The sequence below is a fragment of the Bacillus sp. 7705b genome (assembly GCF_002289525.1).
GTDB classification, from domain to species: domain Bacteria; phylum Bacillota; class Bacilli; order Bacillales; family Bacillaceae; genus Bacillus; species Bacillus halotolerans.
In genome coordinates this window covers 114,033-133,319 of the sequence record NZ_NSDH01000029.1, presented here as the reverse complement: position 1 = coordinate 133,319, position 19,287 = coordinate 114,033, and the positions used below count along the sequence as shown (strand labels likewise).

The 19,287-nt window shown below is 35.0% G+C and carries 19 protein-coding genes and 7 pseudogenes; 13 read left to right on the top strand and 13 right to left on the bottom strand.

Annotation, left to right across the window (positions count from 1 at the left end; all coding sequences use genetic code 11):
* Window positions 1-184 (top strand): hypothetical protein (locus CJU60_RS12085; protein ID WP_095713896.1); only part of this gene is annotated, 184 nt, incomplete at its 5' end.
* A 39-nt stretch (window positions 185-223) separates the two neighbouring features.
* Here the strand turns inward: CJU60_RS12085 and CJU60_RS12080 are convergent.
* The gene (locus CJU60_RS12080; protein WP_095713895.1) at window positions 224-445 is read right to left on the bottom strand and encodes a hypothetical protein; all 222 of its coding nucleotides are present in this window, start codon (window positions 443-445) and stop codon (window positions 224-226) included.
* 193 nt (window positions 446-638) lie between these two features.
* On the opposite strand from CJU60_RS12080, the gene CJU60_RS12075 reads away from it, so the two are divergent.
* Complete coding sequence (locus tag CJU60_RS12075; RefSeq protein WP_024121518.1) at window positions 639-920, top strand: LCI fold-containing protein; 282 nt, start codon at window positions 639-641, stop codon at window positions 918-920.
* 344 nt (window positions 921-1,264) lie between these two features.
* Here CJU60_RS12075 and CJU60_RS12070 read toward each other — a convergent pair.
* Together CJU60_RS12070 and CJU60_RS12065 are read right to left on the bottom strand one after the other, a co-directional pair.
* Window positions 1,265-1,602: pseudogene (locus tag CJU60_RS12070) on the bottom strand (SLOG family protein); the annotation flags it as partial.
* 205 nt (window positions 1,603-1,807) lie between these two features.
* Window positions 1,808-2,680, bottom strand: coding sequence for a LysR family transcriptional regulator (locus CJU60_RS12065; protein ID WP_024121516.1), 873 nt, complete (start codon window positions 2,678-2,680; stop codon window positions 1,808-1,810).
* Between the two features lie 101 nt (window positions 2,681-2,781).
* On the opposite strand from CJU60_RS12065, the gene CJU60_RS12060 reads away from it, so the two are divergent.
* Together CJU60_RS12060 and CJU60_RS21840 are read left to right on the top strand one after the other, a co-directional pair.
* Window positions 2,782-3,660: a DMT family transporter gene (locus CJU60_RS12060; RefSeq protein ID WP_095713893.1), complete on the top strand. Its 879-nt coding sequence runs from the start codon at window positions 2,782-2,784 to the stop codon at window positions 3,658-3,660.
* Between the two features lie 342 nt (window positions 3,661-4,002).
* Window positions 4,003-4,233: a membrane protein gene (locus CJU60_RS21840; protein WP_024121514.1), complete on the top strand. Its 231-nt coding sequence runs from the start codon at window positions 4,003-4,005 to the stop codon at window positions 4,231-4,233.
* Between the two features lie 32 nt (window positions 4,234-4,265).
* Here CJU60_RS21840 and CJU60_RS22185 read toward each other — a convergent pair.
* The 7 genes and pseudogenes from CJU60_RS22185 to CJU60_RS12030 form a co-directional block, all read right to left on the bottom strand.
* Window positions 4,266-4,367: pseudogene (locus CJU60_RS22185) on the bottom strand (hypothetical protein); the annotation flags it as partial.
* 52 nt (window positions 4,368-4,419) lie between these two features.
* The gene (locus tag CJU60_RS12050; RefSeq protein WP_024121513.1) at window positions 4,420-4,872 is read right to left on the bottom strand and encodes a YoqH family protein; all 453 of its coding nucleotides are present in this window, start codon (window positions 4,870-4,872) and stop codon (window positions 4,420-4,422) included.
* Window positions 4,873-5,021: 149 nt separating this feature from the next.
* The gene (locus CJU60_RS12045) at window positions 5,022-5,324 is read right to left on the bottom strand and encodes a hypothetical protein (RefSeq protein ID WP_255238340.1); all 303 of its coding nucleotides are present in this window, start codon (window positions 5,322-5,324) and stop codon (window positions 5,022-5,024) included.
* Between the two features lie 502 nt (window positions 5,325-5,826).
* Entirely contained in the window at window positions 5,827-6,045 is a 219-nt protein-coding gene (locus CJU60_RS12040; protein WP_095713892.1) for a hypothetical protein, read from the bottom strand.
* A 215-nt stretch (window positions 6,046-6,260) separates the two neighbouring features.
* Window positions 6,261-6,389 carry a hypothetical protein gene (locus CJU60_RS21835; RefSeq protein ID WP_255238339.1) on the bottom strand — a complete coding sequence of 43 codons (129 nt, stop codon included), beginning with the start codon at window positions 6,387-6,389 and terminating at the stop codon, window positions 6,261-6,263.
* A complete protein-coding gene (locus tag CJU60_RS12035) occupies window positions 6,389-6,571 on the bottom strand; it encodes a hypothetical protein (RefSeq protein ID WP_095713891.1) in 183 nt (60 codons plus the stop codon). The genes CJU60_RS21835 and CJU60_RS12035 overlap by 1 nt, the downstream gene beginning before the upstream one ends.
* Entirely contained in the window at window positions 6,568-6,918 is a 351-nt protein-coding gene (locus CJU60_RS12030; RefSeq protein WP_095713890.1) for a hypothetical protein, read from the bottom strand. Before CJU60_RS12030 ends, CJU60_RS12035 begins: the two co-directional genes overlap by 4 nt.
* A gap of 133 nt (window positions 6,919-7,051) precedes the next feature.
* On the opposite strand from CJU60_RS12030, the gene CJU60_RS12025 reads away from it, so the two are divergent.
* The 8 genes and pseudogenes from CJU60_RS12025 to CJU60_RS11995 form a co-directional block, all read left to right on the top strand.
* Window positions 7,052-7,324, top strand: a complete 273-nt coding sequence (locus tag CJU60_RS12025; RefSeq protein WP_095713889.1) for a hypothetical protein — start codon at window positions 7,052-7,054, stop codon at window positions 7,322-7,324.
* Window positions 7,325-7,487: 163 nt separating this feature from the next.
* Window positions 7,488-7,775, top strand: a pseudogene (locus CJU60_RS12020) (hypothetical protein); the annotation flags it as partial.
* 13 nt (window positions 7,776-7,788) lie between these two features.
* Window positions 7,789-8,795, top strand: a pseudogene (locus CJU60_RS12015) (tyrosine-type recombinase/integrase).
* Window positions 8,796-8,931: 136 nt separating this feature from the next.
* Window positions 8,932-9,390, top strand: a complete 459-nt coding sequence (locus tag CJU60_RS12010) for a hypothetical protein (RefSeq protein ID WP_095713888.1) — start codon at window positions 8,932-8,934, stop codon at window positions 9,388-9,390.
* A 530-nt stretch (window positions 9,391-9,920) separates the two neighbouring features.
* Window positions 9,921-10,547 carry a hypothetical protein gene (locus tag CJU60_RS12005; RefSeq protein ID WP_095713887.1) on the top strand — a complete coding sequence of 209 codons (627 nt, stop codon included), beginning with the start codon at window positions 9,921-9,923 and terminating at the stop codon, window positions 10,545-10,547.
* A gap of 54 nt (window positions 10,548-10,601) precedes the next feature.
* Window positions 10,602-11,900, top strand: a pseudogene (locus tag CJU60_RS12000) (phage tail tape measure protein); the annotation flags it as partial.
* 176 nt (window positions 11,901-12,076) lie between these two features.
* Window positions 12,077-12,157: pseudogene (locus CJU60_RS21830) on the top strand (hypothetical protein); the annotation flags it as partial.
* A gap of 300 nt (window positions 12,158-12,457) precedes the next feature.
* Window positions 12,458-12,562 (top strand): annotated as a pseudogene (locus CJU60_RS11995) (excalibur calcium-binding domain-containing protein); the annotation flags it as partial.
* Between the two features lie 169 nt (window positions 12,563-12,731).
* On the opposite strand, the gene CJU60_RS11990 reads toward CJU60_RS11995, so the two are convergent.
* Both CJU60_RS11990 and CJU60_RS11985 read right to left on the bottom strand, forming a co-directional pair.
* Window positions 12,732-13,967: an MFS transporter gene (locus tag CJU60_RS11990; protein ID WP_095713886.1), complete on the bottom strand. Its 1,236-nt coding sequence runs from the start codon at window positions 13,965-13,967 to the stop codon at window positions 12,732-12,734.
* The gene (locus CJU60_RS11985) at window positions 13,942-15,084 is read right to left on the bottom strand and encodes a SagB/ThcOx family dehydrogenase (RefSeq protein WP_095713885.1); all 1,143 of its coding nucleotides are present in this window, start codon (window positions 15,082-15,084) and stop codon (window positions 13,942-13,944) included. The genes CJU60_RS11990 and CJU60_RS11985 overlap by 26 nt, the downstream gene beginning before the upstream one ends.
* Before the next feature lie 1,593 nt (window positions 15,085-16,677).
* On the opposite strand from CJU60_RS11985, the gene CJU60_RS11975 reads away from it, so the two are divergent.
* A complete protein-coding gene (locus tag CJU60_RS11975) occupies window positions 16,678-17,826 on the top strand; it encodes a tyrosine-type recombinase/integrase (protein ID WP_095713884.1) in 1,149 nt (382 codons plus the stop codon).
* 117 nt (window positions 17,827-17,943) lie between these two features.
* On the opposite strand, the gene glnA is transcribed toward CJU60_RS11975, so the two are convergent.
* Window positions 17,944-19,278 (bottom strand): type I glutamate--ammonia ligase, encoded by a 1,335-nt coding sequence (glnA, locus tag CJU60_RS11970; RefSeq protein ID WP_024121509.1) that lies wholly within the window; start codon window positions 19,276-19,278, stop codon window positions 17,944-17,946.
* Window positions 19,279-19,287 lie beyond the last annotated feature (9 nt).

Below are 19,287 nucleotides of genomic sequence, written 5' to 3'. Positions count from 1 at the left end.
AAGTTCTTCGTCTGAAGTGGTAGTAAAAAGTGATGAATATGATTATGACACCATATATCAGCTTAGCCCAATACCAAACTTCAAGCCTTCTATTGAATACAACGGATATACTTATACTCTTACAAGATATTATTTCGATTACTCAATTCAGTTTTATACGGCTATTTATACAAAAGTTGTTTAAATTTAAAGGTAGGGGCTTTTTAGCTCCTTTTGTCTTGTTTTAAGAAAGGCATTTCTTTTTATGCTGTCTTCTATGTACAAAATCAAATGCAACATCGACTTTTTCTTGTTTCTGTTCTTTAGCTGCTCGCTGCGTAACAACAATTAGTTGACCATTTTCTTGGCGATCAATACTCTGAACTGAATGTCCTTTAGCAGCGTAATATTCTCCGATAATCTCATCAACGTGGTTTCTAAGAAGATTCCTCTTTATCACTAATATAACCTCCACTTATTTTATTTTTATTCTATATTTTTTATGATTCCATCCTATAATCCTCCATTTGCCTTCTCATCTATCACGACATTAACCGACACACAATTTCCATATATATGGGAGTGATTTCGCTATTTCCCTATCAGCCAAAACCATATAATGTAATTGAAAGAAAAAATTATAAGAATGGGGGATTTACATGAGTTACAAAAAAGCATTAACAGGTATTGCATTATCTGTAGGTTTACTTGTTTCAGCATCTCCAGCATTCGCTGCAAGTACAAGCCCAAGCCCGGATCAGGGAATAGCTAATGTTGCAAGTGATGATTTTAAAGCTCAAGCTATCACTTGGGATTTACCTAGCAGTACAGGTATTTTTGCCAACTCATTTGAAGACGGCGGATATCGCTGGTATTTAAAAGGTATTACGAAAGTTTCAGATGGATATTGGATTGGGCACTATGAAGGTGTACGAATATAAGATCGCAATTGGGGGCTTCTAGCTCCCTTTTTAGATTCAATGTTATTCAAATATGAACTTACGATAGAGTATTATTATTGATTATTTTGTCCAGTCCTCTCTAGATAAAATAATCCTTTTATTGTGATTCTGTGATCTTAATTAGAAATCTCATTCTTTCCTTCTTTGTTCTTGTTGAATAGTAGCTTTCTCTTAAAAAGTCCTGAAACCTGTGAAATGGGATAGGTACTAAACCAAGGTTTCTCACTTGATTACAATAACCCCCATAGTATTTTTGCTCATATCCTCTCTGTTCAGATCTGTAGTTAAAAGGATTCAATGCTTTATTACCTCCCGCTGGGTTATTAAGATGTATAAGATATATCCAATTCAAAGATATAATCGGGATGAAGCCTCCATAGTTGATGCCCTAAATGAGCTCTTTGGGCATAATTTAAGCAGTCCTTGTGTCACTTTTAGTTCCATCATAAACAGCTACTATTGCTTCACTGTGATCAATCATGTATTCATTTCGTTTTTGCATCTTAGCTGGTGAAAACTCTCCTGGTTCATCTCCACTAACTTTATATTTATCTAATTCTTCAATATTAATAATCTCATCTGCTACATCAAGCATACGTTTATACCACATTTTTTGATCTGCAGACCATACTTTATCTTGTTCTTTGAAAATAATGTTTGGCATAGACTCATCCTTCTTATGTCAATTTTAAAGCTGGATTATAATTAACCCAGCTTAACAGCTTTTTGATTTTAAAAAAGGCTTTTCCAATCATAATCATATTTATCCATGGGCACAAAGTTTCAATAAGGTGATGGGAAAAGCAACGTTCGAATTGTTGCTTTTTTCTTATGATTGACCGCCTTATGTTTTTTTGTGTACGGATTTAAATCACATCTGCTTTCAACACCTTGATAAACTCTTGCGCCGCCGGCGTTATTTCATCAAAAGAATGCGCGATAACGCCAATATCACGGGTGATCCGCGGAAAGATGTCTTTTTTGATCAATTGATGCGGGACAGATGACAGTGTAAAGTTTGAAATAATGCCTATGCCCAAGTTGTTTTTGACCATATTGATCAAGGTTTCGGCATTTTGCACAGTTAAGTTTTCCTTTAATTCAATGTGGTGCCGCTGAAACGTGTTTGACATCGCAATTTCATGACCGCCTTTGCAAAAAATAAGGTCATCTTGATATGTTTTGAGGTCAACATGCTTTTCCTGTTTTAATTCGTCATATTGCGGTGGGATGACAGCCACCATATAGTCTTTGCACAATAGTTGATGGTCAAACGGTTCAAATGGAGATGCTGCGACCCCAATATCAACCGTTCGATCCTCGACCCATCCTTTGATTTGATCAGAGGTCCCTTCGACCAATTCTATGCGGATCAGCGGGTAGTTTGATCTGAATGCCGCAATCGCCTGCGGCATGATATTTGTTGAAACAGCAGGAAATGAACCGATTTTCACCTTCCCGCTTAACAGCTTGTTTTCCCGGTTGGCTACTTGATATATTTTGCTTTCAATCCCCTTCATTTGCCTCGCCAGCAGCAAAATTTCCTTTCCGACATCAGTCAGCATTAAACCATGATGTTTATCTCTGATCAATAATTTCAGCTGCAGCGAGCTTTCCAGATTTTTAATCGCTTTGCTAACCGCTGGCTGAGAGATGAACAATTCTTTTGCCGCTTCGGTAATATTCAATTTCTCCCCGACTTTTACAAATATGTGAAGGTGGTTCATATTCATAACCATTTGGTTATACCCCCAATAATAAAAATGTATTTCAGTTATATATAAATGTAACATATGATAGAAACCAGCACGAATATATAAACAAGAAAGGCGGCTTTATAATGGTAAAAGTCATGCTGGGAATCATATCTGTCACACTTATTTGGGGCTATACTTGGGTAGCGATGAAAGTTGGAATTCATGACCTCCCCCCGCTTTTGTTTTCGGCTTTGCGCCTGTTCATCGGGGCGGTTCCTTTATTTCTCATTCTCTTCATTCAAAGAAAGAAACTTTCAATAGGAAAAGCACATGTCAAAAGCTATATCATCATGAGCCTGCTAATGGGTCTGGGTTATATGGGGATCTTAACGTATGGAATGCAATTTGTTGATTCAGGAAAAACCTCTGTTTTGGTGTATACGATGCCTATATTTGTTACGGTGATCAGCCATTTTACATTAAACGAAAAAATGAATGTGTATAAAACGATCGGGCTGATAAGCGGCTTCTTCGGACTTTTATTTATATTTGGAAAAGAAATGCTGCATGTCAATCAAAGCGCTTTATTTGGAGAACTATGCGTCCTTGCGGCAGCGCTTAGCTGGGGAATCGCAAATGTGTTTAGCAAGCTTCAATTCAAGCATATCGATATCATTCATATGAATGCCTGGCATCTTCTGATGGGAGCCGTCATGTTATTGGTTTTCTCCTTTATATTGGAACCGGTGCATTCAGCCGAGTGGACATATCAGGCGATATGGTCATTGGTGTTTAATGGTTTGCTTTCCACCGGCTTTACATTTGTCGTATGGTTTTGGGTACTCAATCAAATCGAAGCGTCAAAAGCATCCATGGCACTAATGTTCGTTCCCGTATTGGCTCTATTCTTTGGATGGCTGCAATTGCACGAACAGATCACCATAAACATCATCATCGGCGCACTGATGATATGCTGCGGCATCTTTATGAATACATTTAAATTTTCACGACAGAAAGTGTGAATGTATATACATTTCTCAGGAGTGGTATTTAGTAATAACAATTTCCAAAGCCTTTAGAGAAAATGAAAGATTTCTATACAGCGTTTTTTATAAAACCGAAAACGACAAATACATCAATCCAAAAAATAATTTGAAACTATTTCATACAGCTTCAATCAGGAACCCGGCTTGAGCAAATGAGACGGTCGGATCTGATGCGGGGAAATTGAAAAAAAGAGCATGTAATTTAATGCTCTTTTTGTTTTAAATTTGTTTAAAATACTTCGTTATCTTGATCCCTTTGCCTCTCCAATAATATATAACGTGTTAAGGTTTAATAAAAACTTCATTAGGAGTGGTTCTTTGCTTAAAGCTTCAAAAATTTTTATTTCATGTGCAGCTTTGATACTATGTGTGTATTCTCTATATAGTCAAAGTGAATTCCTCTTGATTTCTCTCCAAGTATTAGTTGCACTTCTCTTTGTTTTAGTGGGAGTGGAATCACTTTCAAATAAACAAACAAGGTCAGGGTATTTGTTGTTCGGATCAGCGGCCTTTATACTTGTTGTGAACGTTGTAAAATACGTGATTTAAGTTAAACAAAGGAATGTGGAGTCCCAGAACCAATACATTACCGCAGCGACAATGCTCATTATCGATTCTTCGCTTATTGGTTTTCCGACAGTTATTTTTGTATTCTCTTCAGGCAAAATAATCGATTTAATCATCCACTTCAACCCAATCCAAATTTATTTTCACTGTTGTGCCCTCAAATAACTTCTAATCACAAGATTGAATATTATTCGTTAATACACTTGGCCCCAACTGTTGAGTTCTAGAATTAGAAAGACGTACTTGAACTTTAACATTCTTCATTTCGGCTGTAATTAAGTCAAATCTTCCCGCCCAACTAGGGCTCTCTTCCTCAGGAGTAGGATAAAGTTTAAACCGCCAACTAATCTCACCAGGTTTAGTAGCAAATCCTTCGTAACTGTCGTAAGTTCCAAAAGAAGAAGGAGCAGGAAGATGGACAGCAAGAATGCTTATATTGGTTCTGGCAGCACTCGGTGGGTTCAATTGCACCTTATAGATTAACGCTACACCTTTAGCATTTTTAAAATTTTTATCTACCGGTTCCAGTATTACACTGCAAGGCATTGGACTGGCGTTTGTTTGAATGGGATAGGCAACAATAATACTCAATAAGGATAAAACTAAAATAAATCGTTTCATTGAATGTTCCTCACAATTTTTTAGTTAATTTTCCTTATTTCTGGATTGATTATTCATATGTATTTGATTAAAACTTCAATTTTAATTAAATACCGTCTAATACATCTTCCACATCTTTCAACTTTGCAAAGAATTCAGTAGTAGCTTGCTCAAGTAGCGCCTCTGCAAATATAGCCGGTAGCTCTGTGGCCTCTCGAAGCATTTTTTACAGTGATTAGCTCACCTGCTCGGTATACTGTTCTCACATCAAGCTTTTGCTTCAAGTACTTCTGAATATCCGAAACATGGTTATCTTTGAATCCAACCATTTCACGAGTCGGACTTGTTTTACTGCCTACATCAAAAAGTGTCTGGATGGCATTAATAATAATTTCTACACCTTTGTCAACTTCTTTGTTAAATTCTTCTGCCTTTCTTTCAAGTAGCTTTTGCTCTAATTTTGTAATACTCATGATTTCTCTCCTGTTCTAATTAAAATTTCACTTTTATCTCGATTTATTCTAAATTTATATATTTTATTTTTATCTTTAAAAATTTTGCAATCGATCAACATATAATCGACTGCAAGAATTATACTCTTTAAATCTTATTGTTTTCTTGAAGTATTCTTCTAAGGTGATTATATAGGCATTTATGTTGCTTTTGAGTTAATGAGGATCTAAACTCATTTAGACATCCTAGTTCAATTCTTTTCTCATTTTCATTGTCAGATATCCAAATTCTTAATGGGATTTCTACATGTTTAACTTCCTTGCTCATTTTTTCATTCCTTTCTTTATGCTCTTTTGAGTTCAAATGGGAGGAAACATGCTGATTTTTCTTTACTTAATTCTCGGCATTTATTCTCGCATTCTTCTTTTGTTTCATACCAACCATATTTCCTTCTGACAATACCACTCTCTGAAATAATAACCCATATAGATTCCAATTAACTTTACCCTCCACGTAGTTTAGTTAATTAACCATATTTTTATATTTTTCTATCCGTGATCTAATTTCGGTAAGCAAAACTTCCCCATTCCTATCTAATGAATTTAAATTATATTCTGATTCAATGCCATTGGAAATTTGCATAACAATCCCTTCAATATGTACTTCACTATATCTTTCTCCAAAAGTTTTTTTAAGTTCCTCTCTTACCAAATTCTCAACTTTTAACCTTTTCTCACTCATCAAAAGCCCTCCTCTAAAAATTAAACATATACATAATTTTACTTAACTAACCATATTTTAACAAGTCATTTAGGAGCCTACCTATCCTAGTACAACTAAATAAAATGCATCTTTTATCTTAACTGTAACCTCAAATCAGCCCCGCCCTCCTTCTGACATTTAGGGCATAGATTTTCAAATCCGTTTCCTTTCTCTGTGAATGTGTAACCGTGATGCTAAGCGCCATTCATGTGGTCTTCCCATGTTAAAGGTTTTCCTATACCCAAAACCTTCTCTTTTCTGCATTTATCGCAAATCACAACTGTTTTGTATCTGATCTCAATCACTTCTTTATCATATGCCATCACTCCGCACCCTCCTCTAAGTCTTTTACAATATCTTTTAAAAACGGTAGTTGACTTCTGTTTAATGTGAAATCTGCCGTAATCATCCTAGAGTGTGAATTCGCTTCAGTGGTTCTACAAAAACCATTTCTATTCAATGCATCACCGTATTTATCTGTAATCAATCCATTTAACTTACTCACTCTGCATCCTCCTCATAAAGTCGTTTGAATCTCTGTACTGCTTTTCCTTCCGAATATAAAAATTCAGGTTTATATGAGATTAAAACCGGTAGTTTGTCTATTGTCAGAACAGTGTTGTCGTCCTTATCTATGACTAATTCTGCCCGTTTAATCGTTTCCTCCAGTGGTACGTTACAGTGTTCAAATGCCTTTTTAATCTCTGCATCGAAAACCTGTTTCTGTTCATCAAATGCTTTCCAAATAGCATTATCCCAATTTTCAATAAGTGCAGAATTAACCGGAAATGATTTTCCATCCGGCGTAATCATTCGGAGTTTCAATTCGTTGTTATCTTTTTTCTCCATCACTCCGCGCCCTCCTTATCTTCTTCCGCTACTAATCCCCATATAAGTTAAATAAATTTTTACATGGATTATATTTGAATATATAGTATTATTAAACTTATAAGACTATTATCTCAAACGAAAAGGAGCGTCAATCATGCAAATTAAAAAAGTAATTGCAAGTTCAGTTCTATCACTCGCTTTGTTAGTTTCTTCATCTGCTTTTTTTACTGCTCAAGCAGAAGCTGCTAGCCCTAATGAAACATGGAAGCATTGTATTTCAGAAATATTTGGCCCATACTCTTCTAGAAATGCAATACCGGCTATTTATAACGACGGCACCTATAATTGGTACTTAAAAGGTGCGGAATCTTACTCAGGTATTTGGTATGGTGCATTTGAACGTTGTTGGTACTCAACACCTGTATGAGTGCTGACTTTTAAAGAGGGAATCTTCCCTCTTTTTTATTTTCACAACAAGCTCCCGTCAATGATCAGCACCATTTCTTCTTCATTAGTTGAATCCTCAATCACTTCTTCATGGGTTATTTTCGTTCATCGTGCTTCCTCCTTTAGTGATTCCATATCAACGTGGCACCTATAACCCCCTACTCTATGAACGTACAGGAAAGCTTAAAGACGCTTTTACAACCATCAATGAAAGTAACGGGGTATCCTTGGACAATGTTAGAGAAGATGACGGGAAAGATGTTGCTACAGTTATTGAAACCGGACAGGGTTATACATACCCTGATTCATATGGTTATGGCTACGGTAAACCTCGTCCTGTTATGAAGAATACTGCCGAGACTCTAAAAGATGGACGATTAGCAGAGGCATTAAAAAGAGATTTAAAAGCAGACGGAATTAAAGCAGACTAATGGTGGTGAATTAATGGTCAAAATTAAGAAAAACATGTTACGGGATAGGGCTAAAAAACTTCCTGAAATCACAGATGAAATGTGGCAACACGTAAACGATGAATTAAGAAATATTGTTGATGAGTTCATTACTGTTCAAAACTTTAGTCCTGCAACAAAGAAACAATATCAATCTGGACTAAGACAGTTTGGATATTATGTATATCAATCAATGAATAACAAACCTTTATATAAGCTTACCAAAAGAGATATTCTTCGCTATTTAAGCTACCTTCGTGATAATCGGAAACTCTCCTCCTCTGCACAAAGTTTTAAAAAAGCTTGTGTTTCATCCATGTTTAACTACATCGAGAATGTAATTGCTGATGACGAGGATTTCAAAGAATACCGTAGTTTTAGGAATTTAACTCGTGGGCTCCCTCCTATCCCCAAAAACAAAGTATATGACAAAGTGAAAATTACTTTTGATGAGTACAAAGATATGATGGATGTAATTGAAAAGGACGAGAATTATTTAGGTATGGCCTGGCTTGCAACAGCTTTTAATGTTGGAGCTAGAAGAAGTGAAATTATACAATTCAAAACCGAAATAATTGATTATCTAATACCTGATGGTAAAACGTTTGTATACAGTCATAACGTGCGCCTAAAAGGACAAGGTGATGATGGGAAAGTTGAGCCTTATATGATTAATCTTGAGGCATTAAAATACATGCGATTATGGGTTGAGAAGAGAGGCTATGAATCAGAGTACATATTTTCAACTAAATACGGTGGTGAAGTTAGACAAGCTTCAAAATCATGGGCTGATTATTTTTGTTCAAATGTTTTAAGCGATATTCTCCAACGAAGAGTCAATCCTCATATATTTAAAGCCTCCTGTGTAACTTATCTTCTTGAAAGTGGAGTAGATTTAAAACTCGTTTCAAAGTATCTTGCTCACCACGAAGATGTATCAACACTATTGCACACTATGATCTCAGGGAATTTGAAGAAGAAAAGAACAAAATATTCTCCTAATACTCCCCTCTTTTAATCAAAATCAAGACCCCTTTTCTAGAGGGGTTTTGATTTTGAGTGAAATTGAATTTTACAAACCTTTTTCCCCCTTTAAAATTTTCCATTTTTGTCCGATAATCACCTTGAGGTGAATGTCTTGAACACTGAAGAATATTATAAAAGATATTTAGAAGAGAGTTTAATTAAGTTAAAAAGTTCAGAACTCATAGAATTTATTAAAAAAGAATTTCCTGAAGAAGTAAAATATAACCATGAACTTCACCAAAAGAAAATTGAAACGCTGAAATCATTATCAAAAACGGACTTATCAGCAGCTATAGCCAGACAGGCTAGAATTCAAAGAAAATTCGATCACACTAAATTATGGACTGTTGGTGCGGTGTTTATTGGTACAGTTCTTGTTGTATTACAAATCTTATTTAAAATAAACCTTGCAAAAATTTCAGACGAAAACTATATAAATTTTTTATTGTATGGTATTGTCGCTATGATAATTTGTAAAGTATTGTATAACTCTGCCAGGAAGGATATTAAAATCTCAAATACAGCAGCTTATTTTAAAGACTTGCTTGAACAACTTAAATCAGATAAGTAACTTAATTTTAATACGGAAAATAATTTCCACTTAGAGTATTCAATTCTTTTACCATGTTTGCCGATAGTAAGAAGAGGTGTTGAAAATGTTAAATAATGAATTAAATATAAAGCTGATTAAATTTATAAGAACAGAGTTTTCCCCTAATGGACAGCAAGCATCCTCTTAAAATTTCAAAATTGAAGTCTTATTATCCTAAGCCATAATGACTTAACCGCAGCTATTGTACGAATGTCAAGAATAAATAATGTATTTGATATCGCTAAGAGCTTATCCGTAATCACAATCGTATTTTCTGGAATACCCTGATATTTAAGAATGTATTTGGGGATGGATTGGGCGCTGCACTCTTAGGAGCAATTTTTATCATGTCTATATTAACAACAGGCTTTTTGGATAGAAGGAAACATATTTTTAAAGAATTATTATTTAGGGTTACAAGAGAATAAGATTAGAGAAGAAAAACAGCCCCTCTGCCCTACTTTGGTAACCGTGTTATAATGTAGGGAAATGATGCCGGTGGTGATTGTATGATATGGGCAATAATTGTTTTGTTAATAATAGCTGCTTTCTTTATTTTAGGGGATTTTGGAGTAGACAAACGAAAGGAAATAGAAAAACAAAATTTAGAGATAATAATTTCCGCAGGAAATTACTCAAAGGATTATAAGTCATATCTAACCCCAGATAAAAATAAAAAACTGACTTTAGTTGAATCAGAAAATAAGTTTGTTATGCATCATTTCAATGAAATATTGACAATTGAAGAAAAATCAATCCCATTTAGCAAGATAATCGAAGCTGAGATAGCTATTGACGATCAATCTATAACAAGAGTTTCTAGAGGTAGTCAAATGGCTGGAGCCGTTATCGGAGGACTTGCTGCAGGAGGTATTGGGGCTCTTGTTGGAGGATTATCTTCTGACAGAGCTGAATCCAAATATTTTAGAAAGATTGATCTGAAGTTAAAACTTGATGATTTTTCTAACCCCATAACTAAAATAGAGTTCTTACCAAGTAAAACTGATACTGGGTTACAAAACACTAAAGGATTTAAACAAGATGATCAAAAAGTTAAGGAAGCTTTATCGAATGTTGAAATTTGGCAAGGGATTATGGAAATAGCAATACGCAAAGGAAGTAAAGTCGCTCAATAGCTGAGTGGCTTTTTTATTTTCCCCCCTCTTCTACTGAAAGGAAGTGATTCTTACTTGAGTCAAAACCTCAAAATCATATTAACCCCGCAAGCTGATACCTCATCAAAAACTGTCGACCAGTTAAATCAGCAAATCAAATCTTTAGAAAAGAAGCTTAACTCCCTCAAACTCAACACAAATGTTGATTCTACAACCTTAAAAGCTCTGCAAGAATTCTCTTCTGCTGTAGATGCGTATCAAAAAAATCTAAAATCCTATAATCAAACAGTAAAAGAAACGTCCACAGTAATTAAGAATGCTGACGGATCAGTTGAAAAGCTCACTCAGCAATACAAGAAAAACGGGGAGATTCTTCAACGTGAAACGAAAATAATTAATAATCGCAATGCTGCTCTAAGGCAAGAAACTCAAGAAGTTAACAAGCTCGCTCAAGCTACTGAAAAATTAGGTCAAGTACAAAAAAAGACCGAACAAAAAAACTTACAAGGCCAAACCACAAAGGTTGTACAGAAAAACCGTAACGGTTTTGAAGACATCGTCTATACGACTGACTCTAAAACTAATGCAACTTCTTCAAGAACCACAACCAATTACGATCAACAAAGGAAAGCAATTGAACAATTAAACCAAACCTTAGAAAAGTTAAGAGAAAAAGGATTAGTCTCTTCCCAGGTGCTCTCTCGACTTTCCACTTCAATTAACGGTGCTCAAACTGCTGCTCAAATTGATCAAATTGCAAATCGTATTAAACGACTTGATGATTCCTCTACCGCTAAAGCAAAAACAAAAGAACTTGAGCATCAAGTTCAATTATATCAACGTCAAGCGCAAATAAATGTTCAAAACCTCAATACTCGTTACGGCAGTTCACTTAGCACTGTTAACTCCTCTGCCCTACAGAATTATCTCAACTCAGTTAACCAACTTACGGCAAGAACCCCTAATTTAAGAACACAAATGCAGAATCTCAATATCAGTTCAGAGAAGTATCTGCGAATGCATCATCTGCTTCTTCTAACGTTTCAGGCTTTGGAGAACAATTAGCACAATCATTTAGTCGTATGCCCGCATATTTTCTGAGTGGGACGATGTTCTATTCAGGAGTTCAAGCATTAAAGTCAATGGTGGAGCAAGTCATTCAAATCGATACTTTAATGACAGACATTAGACGTGTAATGGATTTACCTGATTACAAGTTTAATGAACTACTGCAATCCATCCTCAATTGATCTTGGTGATCAACTATCTAATAAAATTTCGGATATCCTTGAAATCACTGGTTCATTTGGACGAATGGGCTTTAGTGAATCTGAACTTGGAAGCTTATCAACAAAATTAACGGAGGTGATTAAACTGGCGGATTTTGCTGAATTATACAATGACCCGATACTAAGTAAAAAGAGAATAGACGGTAACAGATTATTATGAATCATATCGAGGTGGTGCATCATTTGGTTGGGGCTTATGGCTGATATCTCCTTGAAGGGAGAGAAGATCAGATTTAGCCTGGGCTATCCCTTGTTGCCGCAAAGCGATGTATTGAAATAACTAAATGGTGCAGAGAAGCTACATCCGATTATGAATATGTTGTTGAAAACACAAGAAAAATTTAAAGAGATTATTAAGGAAGCAACAAGTGGCGGGGCCTCAATTGGATAAGGGTGTTTTAAATTATCAGGTAGTTACGAATCCAGTCAGAGCCCTGAAACATTCCATTCAGAATTTGATGGTACAACAATTAAGGTTCCAGGTATTCAAATTATAGGATTTGTATCATCTATTCCTGTGCCACTTTGTCCTCCAATAGATGATCCTAATATAAATAGTTTTGCGAAAGCTCCTATTGGTTCACAACGTTGGGAATTAAAACAAAAAACAGAACTACCTAAAACATTGAAATAAATGTTGCTTTTCAAATAATTACTGAGTTAAGAAAGAAATATTCGAATGGAGTATCTAGCTCTCACCCTGCATACCAATCTAAAATGGACAGGATGCATGTGAACGCTAATTGAAAGTCCCTATCTGGGGGCTTTTTTCACTGATGAATTGACAGTCAAATAAATAAAAAGTAATTCCAAATAAATAAAGCCTCACTTTTAAAAAGGAGACTTTTAAGGAAATTCAAAGTTTATATTTAAGTTATTGTATCATGGACTATAGAGACTACTAAACTACTTATTTTTAAATCTGAGAATTAGTTGTTGAAGAATTTTTTTTGTTATTTTTCATTTTCAAATTTCCAAAATAAAAGGCAGTAAGGATAAAAACTAAGACAGTTGATATAAATCCTAGCACAATTACAACTTTATTAAAACCTAAGACATCTAGTAAAAAACCAATAGAAACCATTGAGATTTGTATGACAGTTCTTTCTAACATGGCTTTAAATGCAAAAAAACGACCATGAAATTCATTAGGAACAACTTTCTGATTAAATGTATTTGCGAGGGGACTAAATAATCCATAAGCTAAACCAAACAAACAAAAAGCAATAAAAGGTGCCAATCTAAAATTAGAAAAAGACAATATAAAGTATACGGTTCCAATTAAGAAACTTGCTAATAATAAAAATTTAATTTGATTTCTATTGCGAGTTAATTTGTTAACAAGTGTGCTAGATAAAATAAGTGAAATGCCTTCGATAGCATATAAAAGTCCTTTTACAGACGGATTGTTTTGAATCGTACTAATCTCTACTATGAACAAGTTAAATCCTGCAATAAAAACAATAGGAGTTAACGAAAGAAACAAGATCATTTTCACATCAAATTTACCAGAGATAACTGGGAAAACTTCACGAAATATAACTTTTTTTCTCTTTCTTTTGACTATTAGATGATTCTCTTCAATTTTTAAGAAAAAGGTAATTATTAATACGAATAAAAAGCTAATAAAAGCAATTAGATAAAGTGAAAATAACGAAGTAATCGATAATATTATTCCTCCCAAAGTAGCGCCGAAGATCCTAGCTAATGTTACAATATTTAGATTTAATGAGTTAGCGAACACCAAATGTTTTTCATCTGTAACTTCAGATATAGTTGCTTGAAGTGCAGGTTCAAAGAATGCTGCAGAAGAGCTTACCCCAATACTATAAAGAAGCATCAGCCAAACTGAATTCGTAAATATGGCAACAAACATAAAAATAACAGAGCACATACGTAATACGCCAACAATAAGAAGGATTTTCTTCTTTGATATTCCGTCAATTAAGTTGCCCGCATAAGGACCAATAAGCAGACTAAAAACACTACCCGCAACTAACAGCAAAGATTGTAAGAGATGTGAATGTACATTGTTTTGTAAAAATTGAAGGTTTCCAATTAAACCAATCCATAAAGCTAGTTGGAATACTAATTGGCTGGTTAATATAATTATTAGATTTCGGTTTTTAAATATTTCCACATTGAAATTCATCTTTCATCTCCTTTGCAAACCTTAAACCTCGACCTAGTTTTATTGATTCTTCTGATCTGTACCCAATTCCAGAAACTCCAAGAACAATCTCTTTATTTGAATCAATTTTCAACTCTTCCTCTACAGTCTCATCATTAAGGTAACCAGAGAAAAAAGCACCTAAACCTAGCCAGCCTGATACTAAAAAACACGTCTGGCTTAAGTGTCCCATATCCATCATTACAACCCTGTAAGTCCTAGGACTTTGATATTTCCACATTGAACGTTCGATACAAGCTGTATAGAAAAATAATACTGATGCCCTTTGTACAAATTCTTGACCGGCAGCCATCTTAACAACTTTATCAATCATATTATCTTTATGTATAACCTCAAGAGTATGATTAGCAACAGAGTAATGATATAAACCATTCTCTAGCCCATCAACATTTAAAATAACCGGATACACTTCAATTGGATGCCTACAACCACCTGAAGGACTTGTTTTGAAAATAAGTTTGTCAATTCCAACATCACGTTTACAGCTTTGAGCCCCATACGTCAAATACATCATCGTGGAAAGGTCATCTAATAGAATTGGTTTTTGACTAAAAGATCTTATAGTTTGTCGATTAAGTAAAGTATCCAAAAACTGCTTATCCTGTCCAAAAGATGGTAAAGGCAACTTAATTTGTTCTGCACCTTCAAGGGCTTTGTATAAACCTGGAGGTTCCTCCGTTTTTTTCTTAATTTGCAAACGATTATATTGTTGATCCTTATCTATATATTTATCTTTATTTAATAATCGCGTATTATAATGAAAATACTTACACGCTGTACCCCATGTCCCCCAGTGTTTTAATTTTTCTTCTTCTTCATGTTCAGGTGATCCTTTTTCAATTAGTAACTTAGACTTTACTAATTGTTTCAGTACATTTTCTAAGTACTCTTTGCTAAAATTCGGATATTTACTAATTAGAGTAAATACATCTTTTTCTTCTTTCCACGTTGAGAATAATTCTAGTACAGGATAAACTGAAGGATCAATACTTCTTTGTTCATGTTTTAAAAAACTATCTAGCACAAAATGTCCATTTTTCCAAAAACATATAATGTTATCTGAAGTTTTCAATAACATGTCAAAATCTCCTTGGTAGGTTTTAATTTACTTTTTATTAAACTAAAATAGTTGAAATAAAAGATGAGTGGCTGACAATAATATATGTCAGCCACCATTTTTACTTAGTTTGCTGGAGATGTTTCTCCATATTCTTCATTAAGACGATTTTCATACTCACTTTCAAAAGGGTTAAAAATAGACATTAATAACACCTCCTATATGTAAGATATACATATTATAACAGTAAATCCTCTATATGTAAATAATAAATATTCTGAATCATCCGCCTACTTTGTTATTTAAGATTGAAAAAAGACTTTCTGGAGTTAAAATCCGTCCCAGAAGAAAGCGCCTCATCGAAAGGAAATCCAAATAATCTAAAAGTAACCCTGTGGAGGATAATTAATGTCACCGTAAATAATAAAGATGGCTGTCGTTCATACTTCCGCATTGAAATGGAAGGTAAACGGCAGCCTTATTGATTTAGAATACCCAAAAAATAATCACAAGCCAGGAGATAATCAAAGTTAAAATGAACCATTTTTCCTGCAAAGAAATTAAAGCGTAGCAAATATAAGAGATAGTTAACATCACAATAGAAGTGATCTTAACATACCATCCAATAGATTCATTGGAGAATGCATAAACAAATAAAGAGATAAGAACAAGAACCATAAATATGTTCCCTACAGTCTTTAATATACTCTTTTTGTCATCAAAGTTCATAATTTCAACCTCCAAAATATGTATATTATATGTTATAATTATACAGCATCCAGATAGTCATAAGCATTAAAAAACTTGAAAGGATGATTGTTAGTGAAAAAAACAGTTCTAACTACCCTATCTCTCGGACTCCTATTCTCAACAGTGGCTCCACTAACTAGCCATGCAGAATCTCAGAACCTACACCAAGTTATATCACTCAGGTTAATTCAACACCACTTCAAGAATTAGTTAAAACATCATCAGTTCCAGTCATCCAAGAGAATGGAGAAATTTCAATTCAAGCTGTACCACCATCAACAAAATGGAAGGTTGTAGATCATTTTAGAGGGAACTCTAAGAACATAGACACTGCAGCTGAATTAGGAGCAAGAATTGCTGCAGGATTACCTGGTCTTAAATACTCCTGGGCTGGTATATTCGCTCAAGCTGTGTTTGGAACATTCTATCACAAAAAACCAACTCGTTATTACTCAACAACCCAATACTTAGCCTACGACAAAAAGTATAGATACACAATCGTTGATATGTACGTCTACAAAGACAGTAAATATAGCAAACAAATAGGTTATGATTATAAAGTTTTCAGAACTCCTAGATAATGTGTTAGATATAAAGCCCTTTTAAAGGGATTTTTAGCTTTTTTAAACAAAAGGCCAGAGAGTATGTGAGGGAACTCTCTGGCCTATAGTGGCTGATATACCAACTATGATACATATACAGGATACTTTAAATTTAGGATGTATTCAAACAGCTTTTATTTAGAGTAAAGAGGAGAAATTCACTTCAATATATGCTAGAGACTTACTTATCTGAATTTTTTGATTGTCCCTCAAAAAACTAAGTGCTAAAATGGGATATGTTACAAACGAAAGGTGGAATAATATGGCTAGTTTCAGAAAAAGAGGAACTACATGGCAATACAGAATAAAACATAAAGACCCTTTAACTCAAGAGCCAATCGAAGTCTCCAAAAGTGGATTTAAAACAAAAAAAGAGGCACAGATAGCTGCAAGACAAGAAGAGCAAAGATTGATAGGTGATTTAGAAATTAACGGAGGAGAAACCCTTTTAAAGCATTATCTTAAAGATTGGCTCGCTCAATACAAACAAGGTAATGTTAGGAAAAACACTTACATTCTTCATGAACGAAATGTTAATACAAAAATTCTCCCCTATTTTAAGGAGATTAAACTAAAAGATATTAAACCCTTACGTTATCAAAAATTTATTAATTATTTAGCAGACCAGGGATACAGCAAAAGAACAATTGAAATCATTCACGGGACAATGTTCAACGCTTTAGCTACGGCAGTAAAGCCTCTTAAAAAAATTGAAGAAAACCCATGTGAAGGGGTAACAATTCCAAGGGCTAAATCTAAGAAAAAAGAAAAGTTAGAATACATTAAGTCAGATGATATTTCCCTCTTCCTTAAATTTGCAAGACAAGATAATTATTTGTACTATATCTTCTTTAAAACTTTACTTGAAACAGGAATGCGTAAGGGAGAAGCAGCTGCTTTACAAAGAAAGGATATTGATCTAAAAAATAACTTCATCAACATTAACAAATCATTAGACTTTCAAGTTAAAGAGGGAGAAGAAATATTTGGAGAAACAAAAACATATGAATCCGAAAGAAGAATTAAAATTAGCAATTCATTAGCAAAAGAGTTAACAACACACATGAACTATTTAAATGATAATAGAATAGTTTTTAATAAGATTTACGAACATGAATTAGATCTTGTTTTTTGTAGACAGGATGGAAAACCTTTACCAAAGTCTACCCTCTTCAATGCACTCAATCGCATTCTGAAGAAAGCTGGATTAGAAAAAATGCCAATTCATGGTTTAAGACATACTCATGCTGTCCTTCTTCTAGAATCAGGTGCAAGTATGAAGTTTGTTCAAGAAAGACTCGGACATAAAAATATAACCATCACATCGGACGTATACTCTCATATATCTGAGAAGCTTGAAAATACATCAGTGGATGGTTATGAAGAATACATGAATTCACTTTTGTCCTAAATTTTTTTAATTTTTTTGGTGGTCAAAAAGTGGTCAAACTAGTTGTTTCTAGTTATCCCACTTGACTTGACCACCTAGTTATTAATCTAAAACCCTATCAAATCAAGGTTTATCAGATTAATACTGAGACATATACTGTTCGCGCTCCCAAGGATGTACTTGCGTGCGGAACATATCCCACTCGATTTCTTTTGCTTCGATGAAGTGCTCGAATAGGTGCTCGCCTAGAGCTTTGACCATCACTTCGTTTGATTTGAATTCGTCTAATGCTTCAGCAAGTGTTGCAGGAAGGTCGACGATTCCGTTTTCCATGCGCTCTTCTTTGCTCATCACGTAGATGTTGCGGTCGATTGGAGCTGGCGCTTCTAGTTTGTTTTTGATTCCATCTAAACCTGCAGCAAGCAAGACGCTAAGTGCTAGGTACGGATTCGCAGCTGGATCTACGCTGCGCACTTCAACACGTGTGCTGATGCCGCGGGAAGCCGGGATACGGATAAGCGGGCTTCTGTTTTGCGCGCTCCATGCAACGTAGCAAGGTGCTTCATAGCCAGGAACAAGACGTTTGTAAGAGTTCACTGTCGGGTTTGTTACTGCTGTAAAGCTTGTTGCATGCTTCACGATACCTGCAATGAAGTGTTTCGCTGTTTCACTTAACTGAAGATCTGCGTTTGCATCATAGAATGAGTTAACGCCATCTTTGAAGAGTGATAGATTACAGTGCATACCTGAACCGTTCACACCGAACAACGGTTTTGGCATAAATGTCGCATGCAGACCGTGTTTGCGGGCAATTGTTTTAACAACTAGTTTAAACGTTTGGATATCGTCACAAGAGCGGACTGCACCAGCATATTTAAAGTCGATTTCATGCTGGCCAGGCGCTACTTCGTGGTGAGATGCTTCGATTTCAAAGCCCATCTCTTCAAGCTCAAGAACGATATCGCGGCGGCAGTTTTCTCCCAAGTCAGTTGGAGCTAAGTCGAAATATCCGCCTTTGTCGTTTAATTCAAGAGTCGGTTCGCCTTTTTCGTCTAATTTGAATAAGAAGAATTCAGGCTCAGGTCCTAGATTGAAATCACTGAAGCCCAGATCTTCCATTTCTTTCAGAATCCGTTTTAAATTGTTTCGCGGGTCACCTTCGAAAGGTGTGCCATCCGGATTGTAAATATCACAGATGAAACGTGCTACTTTACCTTTTTCAGCTGTCCATGGGAAGATAACAAATGTATTTAGATCAGGATACAGGTACATATCTGATTCTTCGATGCGAACGAAACCTTCAATAGAAGATCCGTCAAACATGACCTTATTATCAAGTGCTTTTGGAAGCTGGCTTACAGGAATCTCAACGTTCTTGATTGTTCCAAGAATGTCGGTAAATTGCAGGCGGATGTACTTGACGTTTTCCTCATTTACTAATTTTACGATATCTTCTCTTGTATACTTTGCCATTTCGTAAAA

Excerpts from the sequence above, each read along its gene's own strand:
- CJU60_RS12025 (WP_095713889.1), top strand. The coding sequence starts at position 7,052 with ATGCAAATTAAAAAAGTAATTGCAAGTTCAGTTCTATCACTCGCTTTG.
- CJU60_RS12040 (WP_095713892.1), bottom strand. The coding sequence starts at position 6,045 with ATGAGTGAGAAAAGGTTAAAAGTTGAGAATTTGGTAAGAGAGGAACTT.
- CJU60_RS12060 (WP_095713893.1), top strand. The coding sequence starts at position 2,782 with ATGGTAAAAGTCATGCTGGGAATCATATCTGTCACACTTATTTGGGGC.
- CJU60_RS11990 (WP_095713886.1), bottom strand. The coding sequence starts at position 13,967 with ATGAATTTCAATGTGGAAATATTTAAAAACCGAAATCTAATAATTATA.
- CJU60_RS12050 (WP_024121513.1), bottom strand. The coding sequence starts at position 4,872 with ATGAAACGATTTATTTTAGTTTTATCCTTATTGAGTATTATTGTTGCC.
- CJU60_RS12065 (WP_024121516.1), bottom strand. The coding sequence starts at position 2,680 with ATGGTTATGAATATGAACCACCTTCACATATTTGTAAAAGTCGGGGAG.
- CJU60_RS11985 (WP_095713885.1), bottom strand. The coding sequence starts at position 15,084 with ATGTTATTGAAAACTTCAGATAACATTATATGTTTTTGGAAAAATGGA.
- CJU60_RS11975 (WP_095713884.1), top strand. The coding sequence starts at position 16,678 with ATGGCTAGTTTCAGAAAAAGAGGAACTACATGGCAATACAGAATAAAA.
- CJU60_RS21835 (WP_255238339.1), bottom strand. The coding sequence starts at position 6,389 with ATGGCATATGATAAAGAAGTGATTGAGATCAGATACAAAACAGTTGTG.
- CJU60_RS12075 (WP_024121518.1), top strand. The coding sequence starts at position 639 with ATGAGTTACAAAAAAGCATTAACAGGTATTGCATTATCTGTAGGTTTA.
- CJU60_RS12045 (WP_255238340.1), bottom strand. The coding sequence starts at position 5,324 with ATGAGTATTACAAAATTAGAGCAAAAGCTACTTGAAAGAAAGGCAGAA.
- glnA (WP_024121509.1), bottom strand. The coding sequence starts at position 19,278 with ATGGCAAAGTATACAAGAGAAGATATCGTAAAATTAGTAAATGAGGAA.
- CJU60_RS12005 (WP_095713887.1), top strand. The coding sequence starts at position 9,921 with ATGATATGGGCAATAATTGTTTTGTTAATAATAGCTGCTTTCTTTATT.